Here is a 14,971-nt window from a genome sequence, read left to right as displayed (position 1 = left end):
GATCGAGGTCGGGGACCAGATGTTGTTGAGCGAGATCGAGTTCGACCTCACCGAAGAGCTCTGGGAACGCGAGTTCCCAGAGCTCCTTCGAGGTGAGCGAGTTCGCCTCGTCGACGACCGTGGCGACGGCAGCGGCGCGCGCTTCCTTCCACCCGGGTGGGTAGACGTACTCCGGGTATATGCCGTTCTCGTCGGGCTTGCCTATTCCGAACTGGGCGATGTCCGCCGGGCCAAGAGGCCCAGTCGGGCGGTCAACGCCCCCGACGCTTTTAGGGTGCCGGCGAGGCCCTCACCGCCCTGGATGTACGCCTTCACGCCATCCATCCCGAGGATCGTCTGCCAGAAGAATGCCGGCATGATGATCAGCTCAGCTTCGTCCTGGGAGAGCTCCATTCCGATGCGGTTGAAGTTCGTCTGCTCGGACTCCGGGCGCGGCACCCAGACGTCGCCTTCGAGTACTGCGCCGTCGACGGCCATCTGTAGCGCGGCGGTCAGGTCGATGGTGGTCGAGCCTCCCGCGACGGACGACAGGTAAGTGTCGGTGATCTGGCGGCCAGCGTGCCCGGGGAGGGGACGGATCACGAACGGATCCACCCCCTCCATGGTGAGCACGAGGTTCCGACCGTTCTTCGTTGCGTCGATCATCAGGATCCCTGCTTCCTTCTGGTCAGGCGGCGGCGTACGGCAGGGCGGCGGATGCGCCCACGGAGTTGGTGACGATGATCGGCGCGGATCCGGCGACGGTCGCGGGGATCTGGAGCACGAGCGTGTGTTCGTCGACGATGCGCAGCTCGGTGACCGCTGCGCCATCGATCGTCGCGGAGACCGTCGAGGCGAGCTTGTAACCGCGGACGACGATCAGGTCGCCGACGGTCTGCCCGGCAGGGCTGGCCGACTCGAGGATCGGGTTCCCGGGGCCAGCGAGGGGCGAGGGGATCTGGTCCACGACGCCGTCGTTCGCGAGCGTGAACGTGACGACGCCCTTGTCGGCGTAGCCAGTGTTCGCTTCGCTGTATGCGACGGAGAAGGTGCCCTCGACGACGGGCATGTCTTCGTCGAGCGCGTCGGTGAACAGCTGGAAGTCTCGCTTGTTCTCGGCTCCGGTCGAGAACGCCGCCTTGACGAGATCCTTGAACCACGCCTGCGCGGCGACGATCTGCTTCGTCACGGGGTCGCGGACGACCTCGACGTTGAACGACGGCGCGTAGTTGTAGCCGATGATGTCCTCGCCGGTGCGGGCCTTCTGGCCGTACACCTCGCGAGCGACAGGAATCTTCGACGGGTTCAGAGCGAGGTTGTTCACGTCGCCGGTGATGTTGAGGAAGACCCCGCCCATCTTGAGGCGGATCAGTCGCTGGTGAGCGAGGACGAGGGAACCCTCGGAGGGCGCCATCGTGTCGTAGAGAGTGGTGTCGGCCATGGCCGCCTCCTTCTGGTCAGGTGCCGGCGCTTCCGGCGAGGGTTCCTACGAGCGACGCCCGAGGAAGTGATAGGTCGCGGCGACGGCCGCGCGCCCCTGCGAGTCGGGGTCGAAGTCGAGAGCTGAGAACTCGGTCGCGAACGAAATGCCAAGTACTGCGGGCGTGTATTCCTTCTGATCGAGCACCGCGCGAAGGTCGGCGGCCCACGATCGGAGGGTGAGGGGAGTGCCGAAGCGGCGCGTGAAGATCTGCGTCCGGTAGATCATGTCGACGCGGCCGTCTGGCGTCGGGCGCAGGGGCGTGAGGAGCGTGAACTCGTTCACGGTGGTCGGCATCACCCCGTCGAGGCGGATGCCGCGCTCGACGATCGGCCCGATCGGCTTGTACACCGCCAGCTCAGCATCGTGGAGCAGCTGCGCGAGCGCGCGGTTCAGAATGATCTCTGGCGCGTCAGCCATCGGACACCTTCTTCGCGATGATCTCCCCGAGCTCGTCGCGGTGCTCCATCGCCGGATCCTCGACGTACTTCCCCTTCCGACCGTTCTGGAAGTTGTACTCGGGGTGCTCGTGGTGGCGCGCGGCATAGGCCGTGTCGTAGACGACGGCCGCGCCCACTTCGGGGCTGGTCGCTGGGTCGACCGTGCCGGACGCCAGAAGCGTCCCGAGGTCCAGCGGCACCTCCGCAGCGGACAGTGCGAGCAGGCGCTCAGCGGCGGCGTTCTCGCCGTCCATGATGCGGCGGTCGAGGTCGGCGTCCGTGGGGAAGTTGATCGTGATGTTCACGCTCGCGGTGACGCCCATGGCGGCCTCCTACTCCAGATAGAGCTCGACGTGGGACGGGGTGCCGCGGTACTCGAAGTAGGAGCTGTCGATGACCTCGGAGCGACGCTCGCGCGGCCGTCCGGGCCAGACCGTGATGCGGGAGCGGGGCTGGCAGTCGTCGGCGAGCAGGAGCACGACGAACGTCGTCGACGTGACCTCCTGGCCGAACGTCGGCGAGGTGGAGCGGCGGTCGACGACCAGCCGCGTCTTCTGCTCGACGTACGCGGGCCGGTCAGGCCGAGGATCCGCCCAGATGTCGCCTTCCGCGCCCTCGCCCTCGAGCGCCTGGATCGTCACCCGGTGGGGGAGGTGCTTCTCGCGCAGACGGGGCACGGTGACCTCCTACGTGTGGGCGACGGCGGAGCCGATCAGGCCCGCGTTCGTGAGGATGTCGACCGCGCGGGAGCCGATGCGGCGTTCGAGCTTCTCGCGGGCGGAGAGCGTGTCGGATGCCGACGAGGTGGTGCCGAGGGACACGGATCCGATCTTCACGGCGCCGGCGGCGGCATCCACGCCATACGGGTCGTCGGTGAGCTGCCAGTGCTCGACGATCGCGCAGGTCGCTTCGGCGAGTACTTCGGTGGTGTCGGCGTCGGTGGGGTATCCGTCGTCGTCGACGTCGTAGATCGCGGAGCGGCTGAGCTTCTCGATCTCGATGGATGCCGAGCGGAGCCGCTTCGTGAGCAGGCCGACATCCTCGGTCCATGCCTCTTCGGCGTACTTGTCGTAGTCCGTCTTGGTGGCGTATATGCGCTGCGGCATGTCAGTCCTCGATGTCGCTGTCCGGGTCGGCCGGGGGAAGCGTCGCGATGCTCTCGCCGTCGCCGAGGACCGTGCCGTCCGGCAGCTCGACGGTGGCGAAGCCGTCGGTCACGCCGAGCGAGGTGAAGGTGCCGTTGTCGTTGTCGATGTCGCCGACGATGGGTGCCGCGGGCTGGCGGGACAGGATCTCGATGATCTCGGGCTTGCGCGCCTTCGTGGGCAGGTCCACGCCCTCGGTCTCCGCGATGTCGCGCAGGGCGGCGACGGTGAGCGAAGTGAGGTCGATGAACGGCTCGCCGAGCGCGGCGTGGAAGGGCTGTTCGATCTCGGGGTCAGCCTCGATCGTGTAGCCGTGTTGGAGGAGCGCGAGCTCGCGCTCGGGGTGCAGCGACTCCACCGTGGCGACGCCGTCGGTGAAGTCGACGCCGAGGGCGGTCAGGCGGCCGAGCTGCGGGCGGGGGTGGGTGATGCGCATGGCTGCCTCCTCAGGCTGTGGTGGTGCTGCTGGTCGACACGGCAGGACTCGAACCTGCGCGCCGTGGCTCTATCCGCTGAGCTACGTGTCGGTGGTGCTCCCCGCACGACCGGAGCCGTGCGGGGAGCGGTGACGTCACTTGACCGGGAGGTCTTCCTGGTTCTTGATCTCGTCGTCCTTCGGGTCGGTGCTGTCGTTGACGAGCGCCTCACCTTCGGGGGTGGTGACTCCCTTGTACGGGGTGCCGCCGGGCTGGATTGCAGCCCAGATCTCGTCCTTCTTCTTGACGGACGCCTCGATCTGGATGCCGCGGTCCTTCGCGTATGCGAGCAGCTGCGGGATCGTCCACTTGTCGGACGGGTCGCCGAGCGGGTAGTCCCGATCTGCGTCCTCGTCGACGTGTCCGCCGACCTCGTAGCCGTGGCGCTCGAAGTAGGAGATCGCGCCCTCGTCGTCGGTGTGCCCGACGCCGTCGTTGAACGCGACACCGACGACGATGCCGTTGAAGCCCTCGACGGGCGTCTTGATGGTCTTCTTCGCCATGATCCAGGTCTCCTTACTGGACGCGGATGTTGCGGAGAACCGCAGCAGCCTTGGTCGACTTGAGGGCGACGGCGACCGGGCCGAGCTCGACCTCGCCCTTCTTCACGGCACCGGAGGTGGTGAAGTCGGGGAGCCAGGTCTGCACGAGCTGGCCGCCCGCGGTCGAGACGCCGTGGAACCCGTCCATGCCGATGCGAACCGCGTAGAGGTCCGTCAGGCCCGTGGTGGACACGGTCGCGACGGTGCGGGTCTCGATCGGGATGATCGGGTTGTTGGATCCGGCCTTGGCGCCCGGGTCCATGAAGACGATGTCGCCGTACTGCTCGCGAACGATCGGACGGCCGTTGGGGCCGGCGAGGTTCTCGAGCGGGGAGCGGACGTACATGTCTGCGCGGCGGGCGGCGGCGCGGATCTTGGCGAGGGCCTTCGCGTTGCCGAAGATCACCGTGGGCGCACCGTCGAGGGACGACAGGAACTCGTCGATGACGTCGAGCGCGGCGTGCTGGGAGTCCGCGGTGGCGAAGCTGCGCCAGTCGGTGACGACACCGGCGTTGATCTCGGTGGTCGAGCCGGTGAGGGCCTTGTCGAGACCGTCGAAGCCGTTGGCCTCGACCGCGGTGTCGCCGTTGATCACGGCGTCCTGGAACTTCGTGACTGTGCTCTTCACGGTCTGCTGAAGGTTCAGGGCGACGGAGCCGCTGGCGGCCGGGCCGATCTTCGCGAGCACGCGGTCGACCTCGAACGAACCACCGAGCGGGGCCAGCGTGACGCTGACCTTCGTGGTGGTGACGTGCTCGGGCGTGTACTCGGTGTTGTAGGCGCGGAACGCTGCGGAGCGCTGCGTGGCCAGACGGCGGTAGCCGTAGTCCAGCGTCGCGCCTCCGCCGACGGGGTTGACCGCGTCGTCGAAGATCAGCTCATCGAGGATCGCGGACTCCTTGCGGAACTCGTCGATCACCGCGACGTCGAGGTCTTCGACAGCGTTGCTCTTCGCCTCAATGAGGGTAACGGGCATGATTCATCTCCCTTCCGGGGAGTCAGCCACCGAGCCGCGCCTTGACAGCGCCCTCGATGGTCGGGGTGGTGGTGGGTGCAGCGCCGCCCTGATGCCCGCCGCCGCTTGCGCCGGGGAGTTGCGGTCCTGCCTTGAACGCCGAGTTCCTCTCGAGCGCGTCGGTGATCGCCTTGTCGACGGCCGCGGTATCCGCGAGGTCGACAGCGGCGAAAGCTGTGGTGAATTCCTTGGAGTCCAGGAGGGCGGCGGCCTTCGCGCCGAGCTCGCCGGCACGGAGGATGACCGTGTTCTCGCGGCGGAGCTGGTCGCGCTCGGCGGCGAGGGTGCTGTTCTCCTGCTCGCGCTCGGTCGCGAGCTTCTCTGCGGCCTCGCGCGCCTCGCGGTGAGTGCGGGCCTCGCCTCGCAGCTCGCGCACGTACTCGTCAGGGCTGCCCTGGTAGTTGATCGGCGCGGGCTGCTGCGGGGGTGCTGGCGCAGGCGCAGCGGGGGCGGGCTGTGCGGGCGCAGCGGGTGCGGCAGGTGCTGCCGGTGCCGGAGCGGCGGGAGCCGGGGCAGCAGCCGCGGCGGGAGCGGCCGGGGCTGCGGGGGCGGCGCCTCCCTCGCCCTCGGCGAAGCGGATGCCGCGGAGCTGGAACAGCGTCGGGCCGATCTGGGCCATGCCGTCGCGGTTGATCGCGACCGGGTGCCGGTACTTCGTGGGTGTTGCCATGGTGAGCCTCCTGCTCATCGGTTCCCCGTGCCCTGCGCACGAGGAGAGGTAAGGCCGTGCCGTCGCAGTGCAGGGCCGACGACGGCACGGAGTCTGTAGGATCGGCATCCCCAACACAGGAGGATCCGATGACGTATCTGGAAGCCGCGGAGCACGCGGAGAGCGCCGGCAAGGCAGCGAAGGCGGCGAAAGCCCACTCGGACAACCACCGGGACCGGAAACTCGCCGAGGCGGTGCAGGAGCTGTCCCTCGCGGTGCAGGTGCTCGCCGAGGCTATGCACCGCGCGAACTGAGGGTGATCCCGGCGGGGGCAGGTCCACCTGGCGCAGAAAGGTAAGCGCGTCGTGAGTGGCCTTCGCGGTGCAGTACGGGGCCGCGTTGACCCCTGCCGGGATGGTCTGTGTTCAACGGCCGTCAGCGAAGCCGAGCTGCTCGCGGTACGACTGGCGGTTGCGGCCCGTGCGACGGATGAAGTCGCGCATATCGGCCTGAGCTTCGCGGATATCGGCGGAGGCCTTCGCGCGGTCGGTGTCGGTCATCGCGGCGGACTCGCGGCGCTTCGCTGACCGGATCTCCCGCTCGAGCGCCCGCTGCTGCGCGCGCTCCTTCTCGGCGGCCTCGTCGTACGTCGTGTCTCCCTGCGGCACGGTGAGGCCGTGGGAGTAAGCGACGAGACGGCAGCGGCAGTTCGGGTGGTTCCACCCTGCGGCGCGTGCTTCCTCGACGGTGCCGGCAACGTCGACCGTGACAGCCTGCTCGCGGGTCGCGTGCGGAAGTACTCGGGGCCCGGCGGGCGTGCCGTCCGTGGAGAGGATCTTGCCAGCCCACGCCGCGCACTTTCGACAGGAGTCGAGGCCGCGCACGACGGTGACCAGATGGATGGACGACTGCTGCATCCGCCAGATCCCGGCATCGTTGAACGCCCGGTTGACGGTCGTGCGGCCGGCCATCTCCGCGTACGCGCCGATCGTCCAGCGTCGTCCGCCGCGGTCGGTGAAGCCGGGGATGCCCTCGGCGAGGAACCGCTGCACGGCGGATGCCTGCTGGATGCGGGACGTGGTGACGCCGAGGATCGTGTTCGGCGAGTACATCGCCACGATCTGCTGGTAGGCGTCCTGCGGGTAACGGGTGAGGCGCTGGTTCAGCACTTCGAGACGGGACTCCAGCGAGAGCGCCACCATCGCGACGGCCTGAGATGACGTGCCGGTGACCGGAGTGAGCGACCCCGTGAAGCGGAGAGCCGCGGCTGCAGCCGCCTCGCCCTCGGATGCCGCGATGCCGATGACCCGGTTCGCGAGATCTTCGCGGCGCAGGTCGGACACGATCTGGATCGATCGCGCCTGCAGTTCCCGTAGCGATGTCGCCCGGTGTGCGGCGAGCTCAGCGAGCACTCGGTTCCGCTCACGGCGCGCGGCGGCCGTCATCCCCATGCCGCCGTCTGCCTCGGGGAGTAGCGATGCGAGACGGAAGTCGCGGACTGCGCGCTTCGCGACCTCGCGGATCAGCTCGTCCTCGGCATCCCGGTAGCGCTGGGTGAGGTAGCGGGACAGCTCCTCGATCAGCTCCTCGACGGACTCTCGCTCGGGGTTCGGGACGAACAGCGCCACGATGCCCTCCGATCAGCGGCGACCGCCGCGTTTCGCCTTCCGCCGTCGCGCGACAGCCGCGGTGTGCAGCTGTGCGCGACGCGCATCGGTGGCAGCGAGACGACGCCCCGCGCCAGCGGATGCGCCCCACCCGAACAGGATCGGCACGTCAGACCTCTTCGTAGGCGGTGGTGAAGCGGTCGCGGAGAGCGCCGATCGCGGTGGCCGTGTTCGCGTGCGCCGTCTCGATCTGGATGATCCAGTCGATCAGCTCCGTCTTTGACATGCGGGACAGCTGTCGGCGGCGCTGCAGTTCGCTCTCGTCCGTCACAGCGTCTCCTCCGGATCGTCCGGGTCTTCGGGATCCTCGCCTGTGAATCCGGCCGGGTCGGGCACAGCGGGCCGCTCGGCGCGGATCGCTGCGACCTCGGCGCGGATCTGGTCGTCTTCCCAGTCCGGGTTCGCGCGGCGAACCTTCTGCTCGAGCGAGATCGCGGCGGCGGCATCCAGGAGCGTGAGCGTGCGGGCCAGCTTCTCCGGATCCTCCTGCGACACATCCGGGAAGACCACGGTCGGCTGGTCGAAGCGGCCACCGCCGTTGCCGGGGAACACCTTGCCGTCGATCTCCAGCGCGACGGATGCCGCGCGTGCGATCGCGACACGGTCCTGGAGGATCTTCTTGTCGCGGGTGCGCTCGGACGCCTTGTCGCGGTCATCGACCTCGGTCGCCGTCATCTGGCCCTTGCCCGCGTAGTCACCCCAGGCGGACTGAGCGAAGCCCGCCTTGCGGAGGATCTCGCGGTAGATGCCGAACGCCGTCTTCTCGTGCTCCTCGACGCGGATGTCGAACTGGACCTTGTCGAACGCGATCTTCGACGGGTCGCCGGGAGCGTTCAGGCCCGCGAAGATCTCGCGGCCGGCGTCGAACGACGCGCCCATGCCGATGCCGTTGAAGTCGAGCGCGGCTTCGGGGACGAGGATCTTGCCGGCGCCGAGGCGCAGGTCACGCATCCACGAGGAGAACGTCTCGTCGAGCCAGTCGAACAGGCCGTGCAGCTGGGCGAAGTCGGAGCGGCCCGTATGAGCGAGCGCGCCCTTCTTCCGCCATGCCGCGGTCGCGATGTTGGGGTTGTAGACGGCCGTCAGTCGGTCGATGCCGGTGACGATCCGTGAGTCGCCGTCGACGAGCTCAGCGTAGGACGCGGTCTCGGGGATCTCGGCGAGCGGGACGCGGCGGCCCAGGTTGTTCTCCGACCCGGCGTACAGTGCGTGCTCGATCGCGCCGACGACGTGGTGCTCCAGGTGGCGGTAGTAGACGCTGCCCTTCACGTACTCGGACCACATCGTGCACTCGATCATGCGGCCAGAGCGGAACGTCGGGATGATGACGTCAGCGGCGGACGGCTCCAGCCACGCGTGCTCGGCGACGGCCGTGTCCCAGCGGACGACGAGCGCGACGGACCCGAGAGCGGACTTCAGCTCGCCCATCTGGTTGAACATCGCGTGCGCTTCGTCGCCGTTCGCGATCAGGTCGAGGCGCGTCTGCGCTTTCCCGTCGCGGCGGAGCTTCGTCTCGCCGGGGGACTCCAGGCGCACCTCGGGCGGCTCAGCGAACACGAGGTCCGACGCGAGGGTCGCGAGATCCGCAGGGGCCGGGACGTGCAGGCGTGCACGGTTCTCGTTCGCCGGGACGGGGCGACCCCAGAACATGCGGGTGGCAGCGCCGACAACACCGCCACGCATCGGCTGGCCGCGCCGCTGATGCGTCGGATCCTGCCGCAGCTCGCGACGGTAGAGCTTCTCCAGCGCCGCAGTGTCGCCCGTGTACCAGGCGTCGTTCTCAGCGAACGCCTTGTACGCGAGATCCCAGGGTGCGGGCAGCCAGGGTGTGTTCGCTTCGGGGATCGGCATGGCTCCCCTTTCCGGGCGCGTCAGGCGGCGACGAGGGGCCGCCAGTAGTTCTCGGTGGAGTGGGTGATGTACCGCCCACCGTCGAGCGAGTGGTCGTCTTCCTTCACGACGACGTCCTCGCCGGCGTCGGTCGCTTTCGCGTCCCACCGGTACTCGGTGACTTCGCTGTTCCAGCCCTCGCACCGGTCGGTGACGATCATCTGGTCGTTGTCGAGGAGGTTCGCGATCGTCTTGATCCCGGGGAGCACATCGTTCACCGCAGGCCAGGGGGACAGGCCGGTACCGCGGAGATCCTGCTGCATCTGCATGTGCATCGACGCGGCAGCCGGGTCGAGCATCAGGAAGCGCGGCGGGATCGTCAACGGGTACGGCGTGTGATCCTTCGGCAGCCATTCGCGGAAGCGAGCGGAGAGGGCGGCGTCCGTGAGCCGGATGTCGCCGTGGTCCTTCGGGTTGTAACGCCACTCGTCCATGAGCACGAGGCGGGAGTGCGGGACGGTGCGGCCGTACCGGTCGACCTTCTGCTCGTCGGTGACGCCGAGCATGAGCGCCGCGGTGGTGTTCGTCGTGCCGTAGTCCATCCCGATGCCCATGACCTCGCGAAGAGGCGGCATCTGGTCCCACGGGATGATGTGGCGCTTCGGATCCCACATCGGGTAGACGGCGCCCTCGGCGTTCGTCCACTCGCCCTTGATCATCCGGTCGTAGAAGACACCGGAGAAGGACCGTTCCATGTCGGCGATGTAGTCGGCCGGCAGGTTGGGGTTGTCCTTCATCGTGAAGTGGAACGAGATCAGGTTCTTCGCCGCGCCGGGCACGATCCAGTTCTTACGGATCCAGTGGTTACGGGACGCGGGATTCATCGTCGCGAGTAGGCGGGCACCCTCGACACGGAGTCGGGAGACGAGCATGTTCCAGAACGCCTCGGGCAGCAGGGCCGCCTCGTCGACGTACGCGAGTGCGATCGTCGAGCCCTGGATGCGGCCGACCGATTCCTTGTTGTGCGCGCCGATGACCATGACCTCGCGCCCGAGGATGCGGGCCGACGAAGCTCCAGGCGTGTAGTGGATCTGCGAGGCGATGATCGTGCCAAAGATCGCGGTGTTCTGGAACAGCACGAACACGTTCTGATAGACGGTCGTCATCGTGCGGCCGACGATCACGATGATCCCGGTACGCGGGGCCATGCGCACGGCCAGGAGGAACGCGAACAGGCTGATGACCGTCTTCCCCGACGACACAGCGCCGAACCACAGGGCAAGCTTGAACTTCATCGCGTCGACGAGGGAGAGCAGCTGCGCCCGGGACACCATCCGCTCGAGCTCGTCAAGCCTCATCGGTCGACGTCTCCGCTCGTAGTCGCTCTGCGACAGCCGTGAAGCCAGCAGCGAGAGTGTCGATCACGCCGACAGCCTGGTCCAGGCCGGTGTCCGACCGTTCGACGATGCGAGTGAGCTTGTCGAACGTGATGCCGGCCGTCGTGATGACGTTCCGCCGCACCTCCACCGGGGCCGAGTCCAACACCCGCGACTCGAACGTGTTGTCCTTCCCGCCGAAGTTATACACCTCATACGGGCCATCGATCACATCGAGCATGTCCTCCGACGCCGCCAGCATCTTCTCCGCCAGACGGATCCGCCCAGCAGCGAGGTCGACGGTGTGAGCGGCGACCGCGGCAGCCGTCTGCGACCGATCGAACGTGAGGCCCTCGGCCTTCGCCCAACGCGAGACGGTCGACGCAGCGCAGCCCAGCTGACGAGCGATCGCATTGCACGACAGACCCTGACTGTGAAGCTCCCGAGCGCGTTCGCCGTCGAATGTTGCTGCCGCCATGTTCGTTCACCTCGACTCGGGCCTCTTGCCCTGTGCGGGATGCGCTGTTGTGTCGGCGCGATCTGGGATGCTGTGGGTGATCCGTGCGCTGGGCACGGGCTGAAAGGGGGTGCCCATGTATGAGGGCCCGTGGTACACCACGTTCTACCGGGATGGCGAGCTGCCGTGGCAGGACGAGCACTTCGAGATGCCGTTGAGTATCGGGGACGGGATCCTGATCCCGCAGTTCGACTATGGCCGGTTCCGGATCGTGGACATCTGGTGGAGCAGTGACCGTCATGGGGCGTTCGACACGGGGCGGCACGTGTTCCTGGAGGATGTGAGCCGCACTGAGGACGATCGGCTGTATCAGCGCGAGCCGCAGTACTTCCGAGGCTGAGCCGTGGCTGCTTGGGAGCTGGCGCTGATCGCTCTCGGCGTCATCGTGTCGGGTGCTGCTGCCGTGTTCGCCTGGGTGCAGGCTCACGCAGCTGTCGAGACGCTCAAGGATGCGCGGGAAGCTCGCGACGAAGCGCAGGCGTCCGCTGAGGAGAGTGCCCGGCTGGCAGGGGAGGCCAACGCAGCGTTCATTCGCCAGGCGGAGGCTCAGGAGGAAGCGAACCGGATCAAGCGCGAGGAGATGACTCCGAAAGACTGGTCGGCCGGCGAGGTGGGCGAGTCGAAGTACCGGGTCTCGAACTCGTCGGGCGAGGTGCTTCTCGTGAGTGAGTTCGACGTGACCCCGGACGCCACGGCGAACCTGCTGACGATCGAGTCGAGCCATCAGGACGGCCGGTACGAGTACGGCGACACGTTCACGTTCTATGTGGCGCAGATCTGGGGGCCATCTCCCGAGAAGCTCACCATCCGTTACCGCCGCGAATCTGACCCAGAAGACGACTGGCGCATTTTCCACATCTCGCTGTGACGGGCGAAGCCCCGGTGACCTCTTGCGAGGGCCGGGGCTTTCGTCTGGGCGGAGTGCTCCACCATCTACGATCTATCGTGCACCAATTGCGGCTTTTGCGTGTTTTCTTTCGCTGAGTTCTATGTACGGCGTGTCGGCTTTCCCCTCGGCCGACCCCGCCGGATCGTCGGCTCGACCCTCACGACGGCCTTGGCGAGGACGACCATCCGGTTCTGATCGTCGCGGCGGACGGCGAGGCGGTCGTCCTCGATCCACTCGTAGATCGTGCGGGGCTTCTTCCCGGCGAGGGCTGCAGCCTCCTTGACGGTCACCCACTCCTTCGGCTCAGGCATTGGACGCTCCGTTCAGTTCATCGGCGAGGGTCTTCATCTGGTCGGCGGTTCCCTGGCCGGCGAGCACGCCCCAGTCGTCTGAGAGCCGGCATAGGCGGGCGGGCTGCACGGGCGAGACTCTCGGGGTGTCGGTCACCACGATGTATCGATCGGTCATGCCGCGGTCCTTTCCGGTGTCGGCTGGATGGTGAGCGCGTCCTGGATGGTCCAGGAGGCTCGGTATCCAGGAGCGACGGTGTGCTGGTCTGCGTCCCAGAGCGCCTGCACGCCGCCGGGTCGGGACTGGACGCCGAGGAGGTGGCAGTCGCAGGGGCATGTGACCTCGTCGCAGTCGGCGTGCAGCTGGTGTTCGCAGGTCGCTGATCCGAGCCAGCGCGGCGCGGCTGTGCGGATTTTGTCGATGACGTATCCGCAGTGTTGGCACTCGACGATCGTGGTTCCTCGGACGTCGCGCGAGGGGTTGCCGGTGAGGGTGAGCTTCTCGCATGACGGGCAGCGCTGGCGGGTGACGGGCTGCTCGTGCTCGGCGACCTCGAGCGAACGGAACGCGCGCTCCGCATTGATAGCGAACTGGATGGCGTCGGCGGCGCCGTCCTCGTCGTGCACCCACAGGTCGACGGTCTGATCTGCTCGGGACGCGAGGTGCGACTCGCATTCGGTGATCGTCAGGAAGGTGAGTGTGAGGTTCGAGTAGCCGCCTGGTGTGCTGCCTGCGATGCCTCCCGTGTCTGCTGCGACGAGGCGGCCCTCGGCGGCGTCGACGGCGCGGCGGAAGTCGCCCCACGCGGCGACGGCCGCGACGGCGCGCTCGTAGCAGTGTGAGCAGAGGAAGCCGCGATCAGCACCACGAGGGAGGCATCCCCAGCACAGTCCAGGGCGCAGATCCTCCGCCCAGCCGGGATGATCGGGGCAGGTGACCCGGTGCACGCCCGGCTCCATGCAGGGGCGGATGCCGGGGAGGCCGAGGTGGGTGATGCAGAGGACGGTCATCGGGGATCTCCTGTCTTCTCGGCGAAGGCCGCGCAGGCGGGCCAGCGCTTCGTCATGTCGCGGCCGTCGCCGCGGTGGTTCTTCGAGTTCGGATCCGGTGTGCCGCACTTCCACCCGGTCCACCCGCCTGCCGACTTGCGGCGGAGCCAGCGGCAGTCGCCGCAGGTCTTCCCGTTCTCTGCGAGGCGGAGGCGGGTCGCGGGATGGATACCCGCTTCGATGGCGAGCCGGTCGCGCTCGTGCTGCGGCAGTCGCTCGGCCTTCGGAGCGTCCTTCGCTGGGGGCGGAGGATCGAAGCCGGGGAGCACGCCATCAGTCAGCATGAGCATGCTCCGTTCAGCGCGATCTCCATGAAGCAGGAGGGGCAGACCGGCCGGGGTTCCGGCTCGGGCTGCACGGCCGGTATGCAGCCGTGGTGGACGAGCTGCCCGTCGACGTACTGCACCGTGTCGCCGGGGTGGATCCGGCTTCCGCAGTCGGCGGCGCACGCGCCGTCGTAGCGGGCGGTGAACGGGAACGACGGCTGGTCGTCAGAACGGTGTGTCATCGCCGAACCCTCCTGTCGACCAGTCGCCGGCGGCGGGCGGCGTGCTCGGGGTCGCCCATGGTTCCTCGGATGCCGCCGGCGTCGCGTTCGCGCGCTGAGCCGCACCGGCCGCCGCGGCGCGGGTTACCTGAGCGGTCGCATACCGAAGCGAAGGGCCGATCTCGTCGACCTCCAGCTCGATCGCGGCGCGCTGGTTGCCCTCGCGGTCCTGATACGAGCGCTGACGCAGACGGCCCTGCGCCATTACCCGCATGCCCTTGGTCAGCGAACCCGCCACGTGCTCGGCGAACTCACGCCAGACCGACGCACGGAGGAACAGCGCTTCGCCGTCCTTCCACTCGTTCGCGGCGCGGTCGAAGTTCCGTGGGGTGCTCGCGATCGTGAAGTTCGCGACCGCGAGGCCGTTCTGCGTGTAGCGCAGCTCGGGATCCGCCGTCAGATTGCCGACGACGGTGATGACGGTTTCGCCAGCCATCAGCGCACTCCCGCAAACTGGACGCGCTCAGCGCCCTGCGTCCAGGTGTAGTTGCCGAAACGGTGAACGTTGTGCTTGCCACGCACTTCGCAGTGCCAATGCGAATAGCCGCCCGAACCGCGCGGCGGAACGATGTTGCATGCGAACGGCTTCTTGAGGTGCACGGCCGCGTGCAAGCCCTGGTAGTACAGCCAGCGACGGAGGCCGAACCACTCCCCGCGAGCGCGGCACTCCCAGAAGTCCCAGCGCCGGAACAGCGCGAGTTCACGGCGGCTGAGGCCATAGTGCGTGATTCGGTCGCCCCAGAATCCGAGCTTCACGGTGCCGCCCTCGTCCTGCACATCGAAGATCCGCCAGGAGACGTCCTGACCCTTGGTGGCTCGCACGTCGGCATAGTTGTGGGTGGTGATGATCCGACCGCGCGCCTCGTTCTCGGCGGCGAAGCGATACCAGAGGTCCCGACCGCGCGGAGCCTCGTAGCTGCCGGTGCGGTAGTCGCCGACGAGGATCATGAGCCGGTGGCCCCAGTCGTACCAGTGGTGGTGGTCGACCGCGATGCTCAGCGCTCGATACGCGAGACCCCCCTCGCGGGTCTTCATCCGCATCCGTGTTGCCTTCATCCGGAGCTTGGTCTTGTGCATGG

26 protein-coding genes and 1 tRNA gene are annotated in these 14,971 nt (G+C 67.8%); 3 read left to right on the top strand and 24 right to left on the bottom strand.

The genetic code is table 11. The features are described 5' to 3' along the window. Positions 1-201: 201 nt before the first annotated feature. From MicroSTF_RS14515 to MicroSTF_RS14465, 11 genes are all read right to left on the bottom strand, one after another. Complete coding sequence (locus MicroSTF_RS14515) at positions 202-645, bottom strand: hypothetical protein (RefSeq protein WP_322956680.1); 444 nt, start codon at positions 643-645, stop codon at positions 202-204. A 22-nt stretch (positions 646-667) separates the two neighbouring features. Next, on the bottom strand, positions 668-1,420 hold the full coding sequence (locus MicroSTF_RS14510; RefSeq protein ID WP_322956678.1) for an IPT/TIG domain-containing protein: 753 nt from the start codon (positions 1,418-1,420) through the stop codon (positions 668-670). A 45-nt stretch (positions 1,421-1,465) separates the two neighbouring features. Beyond that, entirely contained in the window at positions 1,466-1,879 is a 414-nt protein-coding gene (locus MicroSTF_RS14505) for a hypothetical protein (RefSeq protein ID WP_322956676.1), read from the bottom strand. Next, entirely contained in the window at positions 1,872-2,222 is a 351-nt protein-coding gene (locus tag MicroSTF_RS14500) for a hypothetical protein (protein ID WP_322956674.1), read from the bottom strand. The genes MicroSTF_RS14505 and MicroSTF_RS14500 overlap by 8 nt, the downstream gene beginning before the upstream one ends. Before the next feature lie 9 nt (positions 2,223-2,231). Beyond that, on the bottom strand, positions 2,232-2,576 hold the full coding sequence (locus MicroSTF_RS14495; RefSeq protein WP_322956673.1) for a hypothetical protein: 345 nt from the start codon (positions 2,574-2,576) through the stop codon (positions 2,232-2,234). 9 nt (positions 2,577-2,585) lie between these two features. Then, a complete protein-coding gene (locus tag MicroSTF_RS14490) occupies positions 2,586-3,005 on the bottom strand; it encodes a hypothetical protein (RefSeq protein WP_322956670.1) in 420 nt (139 codons plus the stop codon). Between the two features lies 1 nt (position 3,006). Then, on the bottom strand, positions 3,007-3,480 hold the full coding sequence (locus MicroSTF_RS14485; RefSeq protein ID WP_322956668.1) for a Rho termination factor N-terminal domain-containing protein: 474 nt from the start codon (positions 3,478-3,480) through the stop codon (positions 3,007-3,009). A 30-nt stretch (positions 3,481-3,510) separates the two neighbouring features. After that, positions 3,511-3,571: transfer RNA gene (locus tag MicroSTF_RS14480), tRNA-OTHER, on the bottom strand. 44 nt (positions 3,572-3,615) lie between these two features. Next, positions 3,616-4,023, bottom strand: coding sequence for a hypothetical protein (locus MicroSTF_RS14475; protein ID WP_322956666.1), 408 nt, complete (start codon positions 4,021-4,023; stop codon positions 3,616-3,618). A gap of 13 nt (positions 4,024-4,036) precedes the next feature. Next, positions 4,037-5,038 carry a major capsid protein gene (locus tag MicroSTF_RS14470; protein ID WP_322956664.1) on the bottom strand — a complete coding sequence of 334 codons (1,002 nt, stop codon included), beginning with the start codon at positions 5,036-5,038 and terminating at the stop codon, positions 4,037-4,039. 22 nt (positions 5,039-5,060) lie between these two features. Next, a complete protein-coding gene (locus tag MicroSTF_RS14465) occupies positions 5,061-5,747 on the bottom strand; it encodes a hypothetical protein (RefSeq protein WP_322956662.1) in 687 nt (228 codons plus the stop codon). A gap of 128 nt (positions 5,748-5,875) precedes the next feature. On the opposite strand from MicroSTF_RS14465, the gene MicroSTF_RS14460 reads away from it, so the two are divergent. Then, positions 5,876-6,040 carry a hypothetical protein gene (locus tag MicroSTF_RS14460; protein ID WP_322956660.1) on the top strand — a complete coding sequence of 55 codons (165 nt, stop codon included), beginning with the start codon at positions 5,876-5,878 and terminating at the stop codon, positions 6,038-6,040. A 111-nt stretch (positions 6,041-6,151) separates the two neighbouring features. Here the strand turns inward: MicroSTF_RS14460 and MicroSTF_RS14455 are convergent, their stop codons facing one another. The 6 genes from MicroSTF_RS14455 to MicroSTF_RS14430 are packed head-to-tail and all read right to left on the bottom strand — an operon-like array spanning position 6,152 to position 11,077. Next, complete coding sequence (locus MicroSTF_RS14455; protein ID WP_322956658.1) at positions 6,152-7,354, bottom strand: phage minor capsid protein; 1,203 nt, start codon at positions 7,352-7,354, stop codon at positions 6,152-6,154. A 12-nt stretch (positions 7,355-7,366) separates the two neighbouring features. Further along, a complete protein-coding gene (locus MicroSTF_RS14450; protein ID WP_322956656.1) occupies positions 7,367-7,501 on the bottom strand; it encodes a hypothetical protein in 135 nt (44 codons plus the stop codon). Position 7,502: 1 nt separating this feature from the next. Continuing rightward, positions 7,503-7,664: a hypothetical protein gene (locus MicroSTF_RS14445; RefSeq protein ID WP_322956654.1), complete on the bottom strand. Its 162-nt coding sequence runs from the start codon at positions 7,662-7,664 to the stop codon at positions 7,503-7,505. Further along, the gene (locus MicroSTF_RS14440) at positions 7,661-9,244 is read right to left on the bottom strand and encodes a hypothetical protein (protein ID WP_322956653.1); all 1,584 of its coding nucleotides are present in this window, start codon (positions 9,242-9,244) and stop codon (positions 7,661-7,663) included. Before MicroSTF_RS14440 ends, MicroSTF_RS14445 begins: the two co-directional genes overlap by 4 nt. 20 nt (positions 9,245-9,264) lie before the next feature. Next, positions 9,265-10,581: a PBSX family phage terminase large subunit gene (locus MicroSTF_RS14435; protein WP_322956651.1), complete on the bottom strand. Its 1,317-nt coding sequence runs from the start codon at positions 10,579-10,581 to the stop codon at positions 9,265-9,267. Next, a complete protein-coding gene (locus MicroSTF_RS14430; RefSeq protein WP_322956649.1) occupies positions 10,571-11,077 on the bottom strand; it encodes a helix-turn-helix domain-containing protein in 507 nt (168 codons plus the stop codon). Before MicroSTF_RS14430 ends, MicroSTF_RS14435 begins: the two co-directional genes overlap by 11 nt. A gap of 115 nt (positions 11,078-11,192) precedes the next feature. Between MicroSTF_RS14430 and MicroSTF_RS14425 the strand changes: the two genes are divergently transcribed. Together MicroSTF_RS14425 and MicroSTF_RS14420 are read left to right on the top strand one after the other, a co-directional pair. Continuing rightward, positions 11,193-11,456, top strand: coding sequence for a hypothetical protein (locus MicroSTF_RS14425; protein ID WP_322956647.1), 264 nt, complete (start codon positions 11,193-11,195; stop codon positions 11,454-11,456). Positions 11,457-11,459: 3 nt separating this feature from the next. Then, positions 11,460-11,984, top strand: a complete 525-nt coding sequence (locus MicroSTF_RS14420; RefSeq protein WP_322956645.1) for a hypothetical protein — start codon at positions 11,460-11,462, stop codon at positions 11,982-11,984. Positions 11,985-12,103: 119 nt separating this feature from the next. On the opposite strand, the gene MicroSTF_RS14415 is transcribed toward MicroSTF_RS14420, so the two are convergent. The 7 genes from MicroSTF_RS14415 to MicroSTF_RS14385 are packed head-to-tail and all read right to left on the bottom strand — an operon-like array spanning position 12,104 to position 14,969. Continuing rightward, entirely contained in the window at positions 12,104-12,316 is a 213-nt protein-coding gene (locus MicroSTF_RS14415) for a helix-turn-helix domain-containing protein (RefSeq protein WP_322956643.1), read from the bottom strand. Further along, on the bottom strand, positions 12,309-12,473 hold the full coding sequence (locus MicroSTF_RS14410; protein ID WP_322956641.1) for a hypothetical protein: 165 nt from the start codon (positions 12,471-12,473) through the stop codon (positions 12,309-12,311). The genes MicroSTF_RS14415 and MicroSTF_RS14410 overlap by 8 nt, the downstream gene beginning before the upstream one ends. Then, on the bottom strand, positions 12,470-13,306 hold the full coding sequence (locus MicroSTF_RS14405; RefSeq protein WP_322956639.1) for a hypothetical protein: 837 nt from the start codon (positions 13,304-13,306) through the stop codon (positions 12,470-12,472). Before MicroSTF_RS14405 ends, MicroSTF_RS14410 begins: the two co-directional genes overlap by 4 nt. Then, complete coding sequence (locus MicroSTF_RS14400) at positions 13,303-13,629, bottom strand: hypothetical protein (protein ID WP_322956637.1); 327 nt, start codon at positions 13,627-13,629, stop codon at positions 13,303-13,305. The genes MicroSTF_RS14405 and MicroSTF_RS14400 overlap by 4 nt, the downstream gene beginning before the upstream one ends. Then, positions 13,623-13,853: a hypothetical protein gene (locus tag MicroSTF_RS14395; protein ID WP_322956635.1), complete on the bottom strand. Its 231-nt coding sequence runs from the start codon at positions 13,851-13,853 to the stop codon at positions 13,623-13,625. The genes MicroSTF_RS14400 and MicroSTF_RS14395 overlap by 7 nt, the downstream gene beginning before the upstream one ends. Continuing rightward, a complete protein-coding gene (locus MicroSTF_RS14390) occupies positions 13,837-14,328 on the bottom strand; it encodes a single-stranded DNA-binding protein (protein WP_322956633.1) in 492 nt (163 codons plus the stop codon). The genes MicroSTF_RS14395 and MicroSTF_RS14390 overlap by 17 nt, the downstream gene beginning before the upstream one ends. Beyond that, the gene (locus MicroSTF_RS14385; protein ID WP_322956631.1) at positions 14,328-14,969 is read right to left on the bottom strand and encodes a hypothetical protein; all 642 of its coding nucleotides are present in this window, start codon (positions 14,967-14,969) and stop codon (positions 14,328-14,330) included. The genes MicroSTF_RS14390 and MicroSTF_RS14385 overlap by 1 nt, the downstream gene beginning before the upstream one ends. Between the last annotated feature and the right edge of the window lie 2 nt (positions 14,970-14,971).

The organism is Microbacterium sp. STF-2 (assembly GCF_034650155.1).
In the GTDB taxonomy this organism is placed as follows: Bacteria; Actinomycetota; Actinomycetes; order Actinomycetales; family Microbacteriaceae; genus Microbacterium; species Microbacterium maritypicum_A.
Note: the sequence above shows the minus strand (reverse complement) of the source record. Positions and strands in the feature narration are given on the sequence as shown.

What these genes read in the sequence shown, in the direction of transcription:
- MicroSTF_RS14410 (WP_322956641.1), bottom strand. Translation starts at nt 12,473, where the DNA reads ATGACCGATCGATACATCGTGGTGACCGACACCCCGAGAGTCTCGCCC.
- MicroSTF_RS14475 (WP_322956666.1), bottom strand. Translation starts at nt 4,023, where the DNA reads ATGGCGAAGAAGACCATCAAGACGCCCGTCGAGGGCTTCAACGGCATC.
- MicroSTF_RS14490 (WP_322956670.1), bottom strand. Translation starts at nt 3,005, where the DNA reads ATGCCGCAGCGCATATACGCCACCAAGACGGACTACGACAAGTACGCC.
- MicroSTF_RS14515 (WP_322956680.1), bottom strand. Translation starts at nt 645, where the DNA reads ATGATCGACGCAACGAAGAACGGTCGGAACCTCGTGCTCACCATGGAG.
- MicroSTF_RS14425 (WP_322956647.1), top strand. Translation starts at nt 11,193, where the DNA reads ATGTATGAGGGCCCGTGGTACACCACGTTCTACCGGGATGGCGAGCTG.
- MicroSTF_RS14460 (WP_322956660.1), top strand. Translation starts at nt 5,876, where the DNA reads ATGACGTATCTGGAAGCCGCGGAGCACGCGGAGAGCGCCGGCAAGGCA.
- MicroSTF_RS14400 (WP_322956637.1), bottom strand. Translation starts at nt 13,629, where the DNA reads ATGCTGACTGATGGCGTGCTCCCCGGCTTCGATCCTCCGCCCCCAGCG.
- MicroSTF_RS14500 (WP_322956674.1), bottom strand. Translation starts at nt 2,222, where the DNA reads ATGGGCGTCACCGCGAGCGTGAACATCACGATCAACTTCCCCACGGAC.
- MicroSTF_RS14405 (WP_322956639.1), bottom strand. Translation starts at nt 13,306, where the DNA reads ATGACCGTCCTCTGCATCACCCACCTCGGCCTCCCCGGCATCCGCCCC.
- MicroSTF_RS14435 (WP_322956651.1), bottom strand. Translation starts at nt 10,581, where the DNA reads ATGAGGCTTGACGAGCTCGAGCGGATGGTGTCCCGGGCGCAGCTGCTC.
- MicroSTF_RS14505 (WP_322956676.1), bottom strand. Translation starts at nt 1,879, where the DNA reads ATGGCTGACGCGCCAGAGATCATTCTGAACCGCGCGCTCGCGCAGCTG.
- MicroSTF_RS14385 (WP_322956631.1), bottom strand. Translation starts at nt 14,969, where the DNA reads ATGCACAAGACCAAGCTCCGGATGAAGGCAACACGGATGCGGATGAAG.
- MicroSTF_RS14415 (WP_322956643.1), bottom strand. Translation starts at nt 12,316, where the DNA reads ATGCCTGAGCCGAAGGAGTGGGTGACCGTCAAGGAGGCTGCAGCCCTC.
- MicroSTF_RS14470 (WP_322956664.1), bottom strand. Translation starts at nt 5,038, where the DNA reads ATGCCCGTTACCCTCATTGAGGCGAAGAGCAACGCTGTCGAAGACCTC.
- MicroSTF_RS14440 (WP_322956653.1), bottom strand. Translation starts at nt 9,244, where the DNA reads ATGCCGATCCCCGAAGCGAACACACCCTGGCTGCCCGCACCCTGGGAT.
- MicroSTF_RS14465 (WP_322956662.1), bottom strand. Translation starts at nt 5,747, where the DNA reads ATGGCAACACCCACGAAGTACCGGCACCCGGTCGCGATCAACCGCGAC.
- MicroSTF_RS14395 (WP_322956635.1), bottom strand. Translation starts at nt 13,853, where the DNA reads ATGACACACCGTTCTGACGACCAGCCGTCGTTCCCGTTCACCGCCCGC.
- MicroSTF_RS14430 (WP_322956649.1), bottom strand. Translation starts at nt 11,077, where the DNA reads ATGGCGGCAGCAACATTCGACGGCGAACGCGCTCGGGAGCTTCACAGT.
- MicroSTF_RS14485 (WP_322956668.1), bottom strand. Translation starts at nt 3,480, where the DNA reads ATGCGCATCACCCACCCCCGCCCGCAGCTCGGCCGCCTGACCGCCCTC.
- MicroSTF_RS14510 (WP_322956678.1), bottom strand. Translation starts at nt 1,420, where the DNA reads ATGGCCGACACCACTCTCTACGACACGATGGCGCCCTCCGAGGGTTCC.
- MicroSTF_RS14390 (WP_322956633.1), bottom strand. Translation starts at nt 14,328, where the DNA reads ATGGCTGGCGAAACCGTCATCACCGTCGTCGGCAATCTGACGGCGGAT.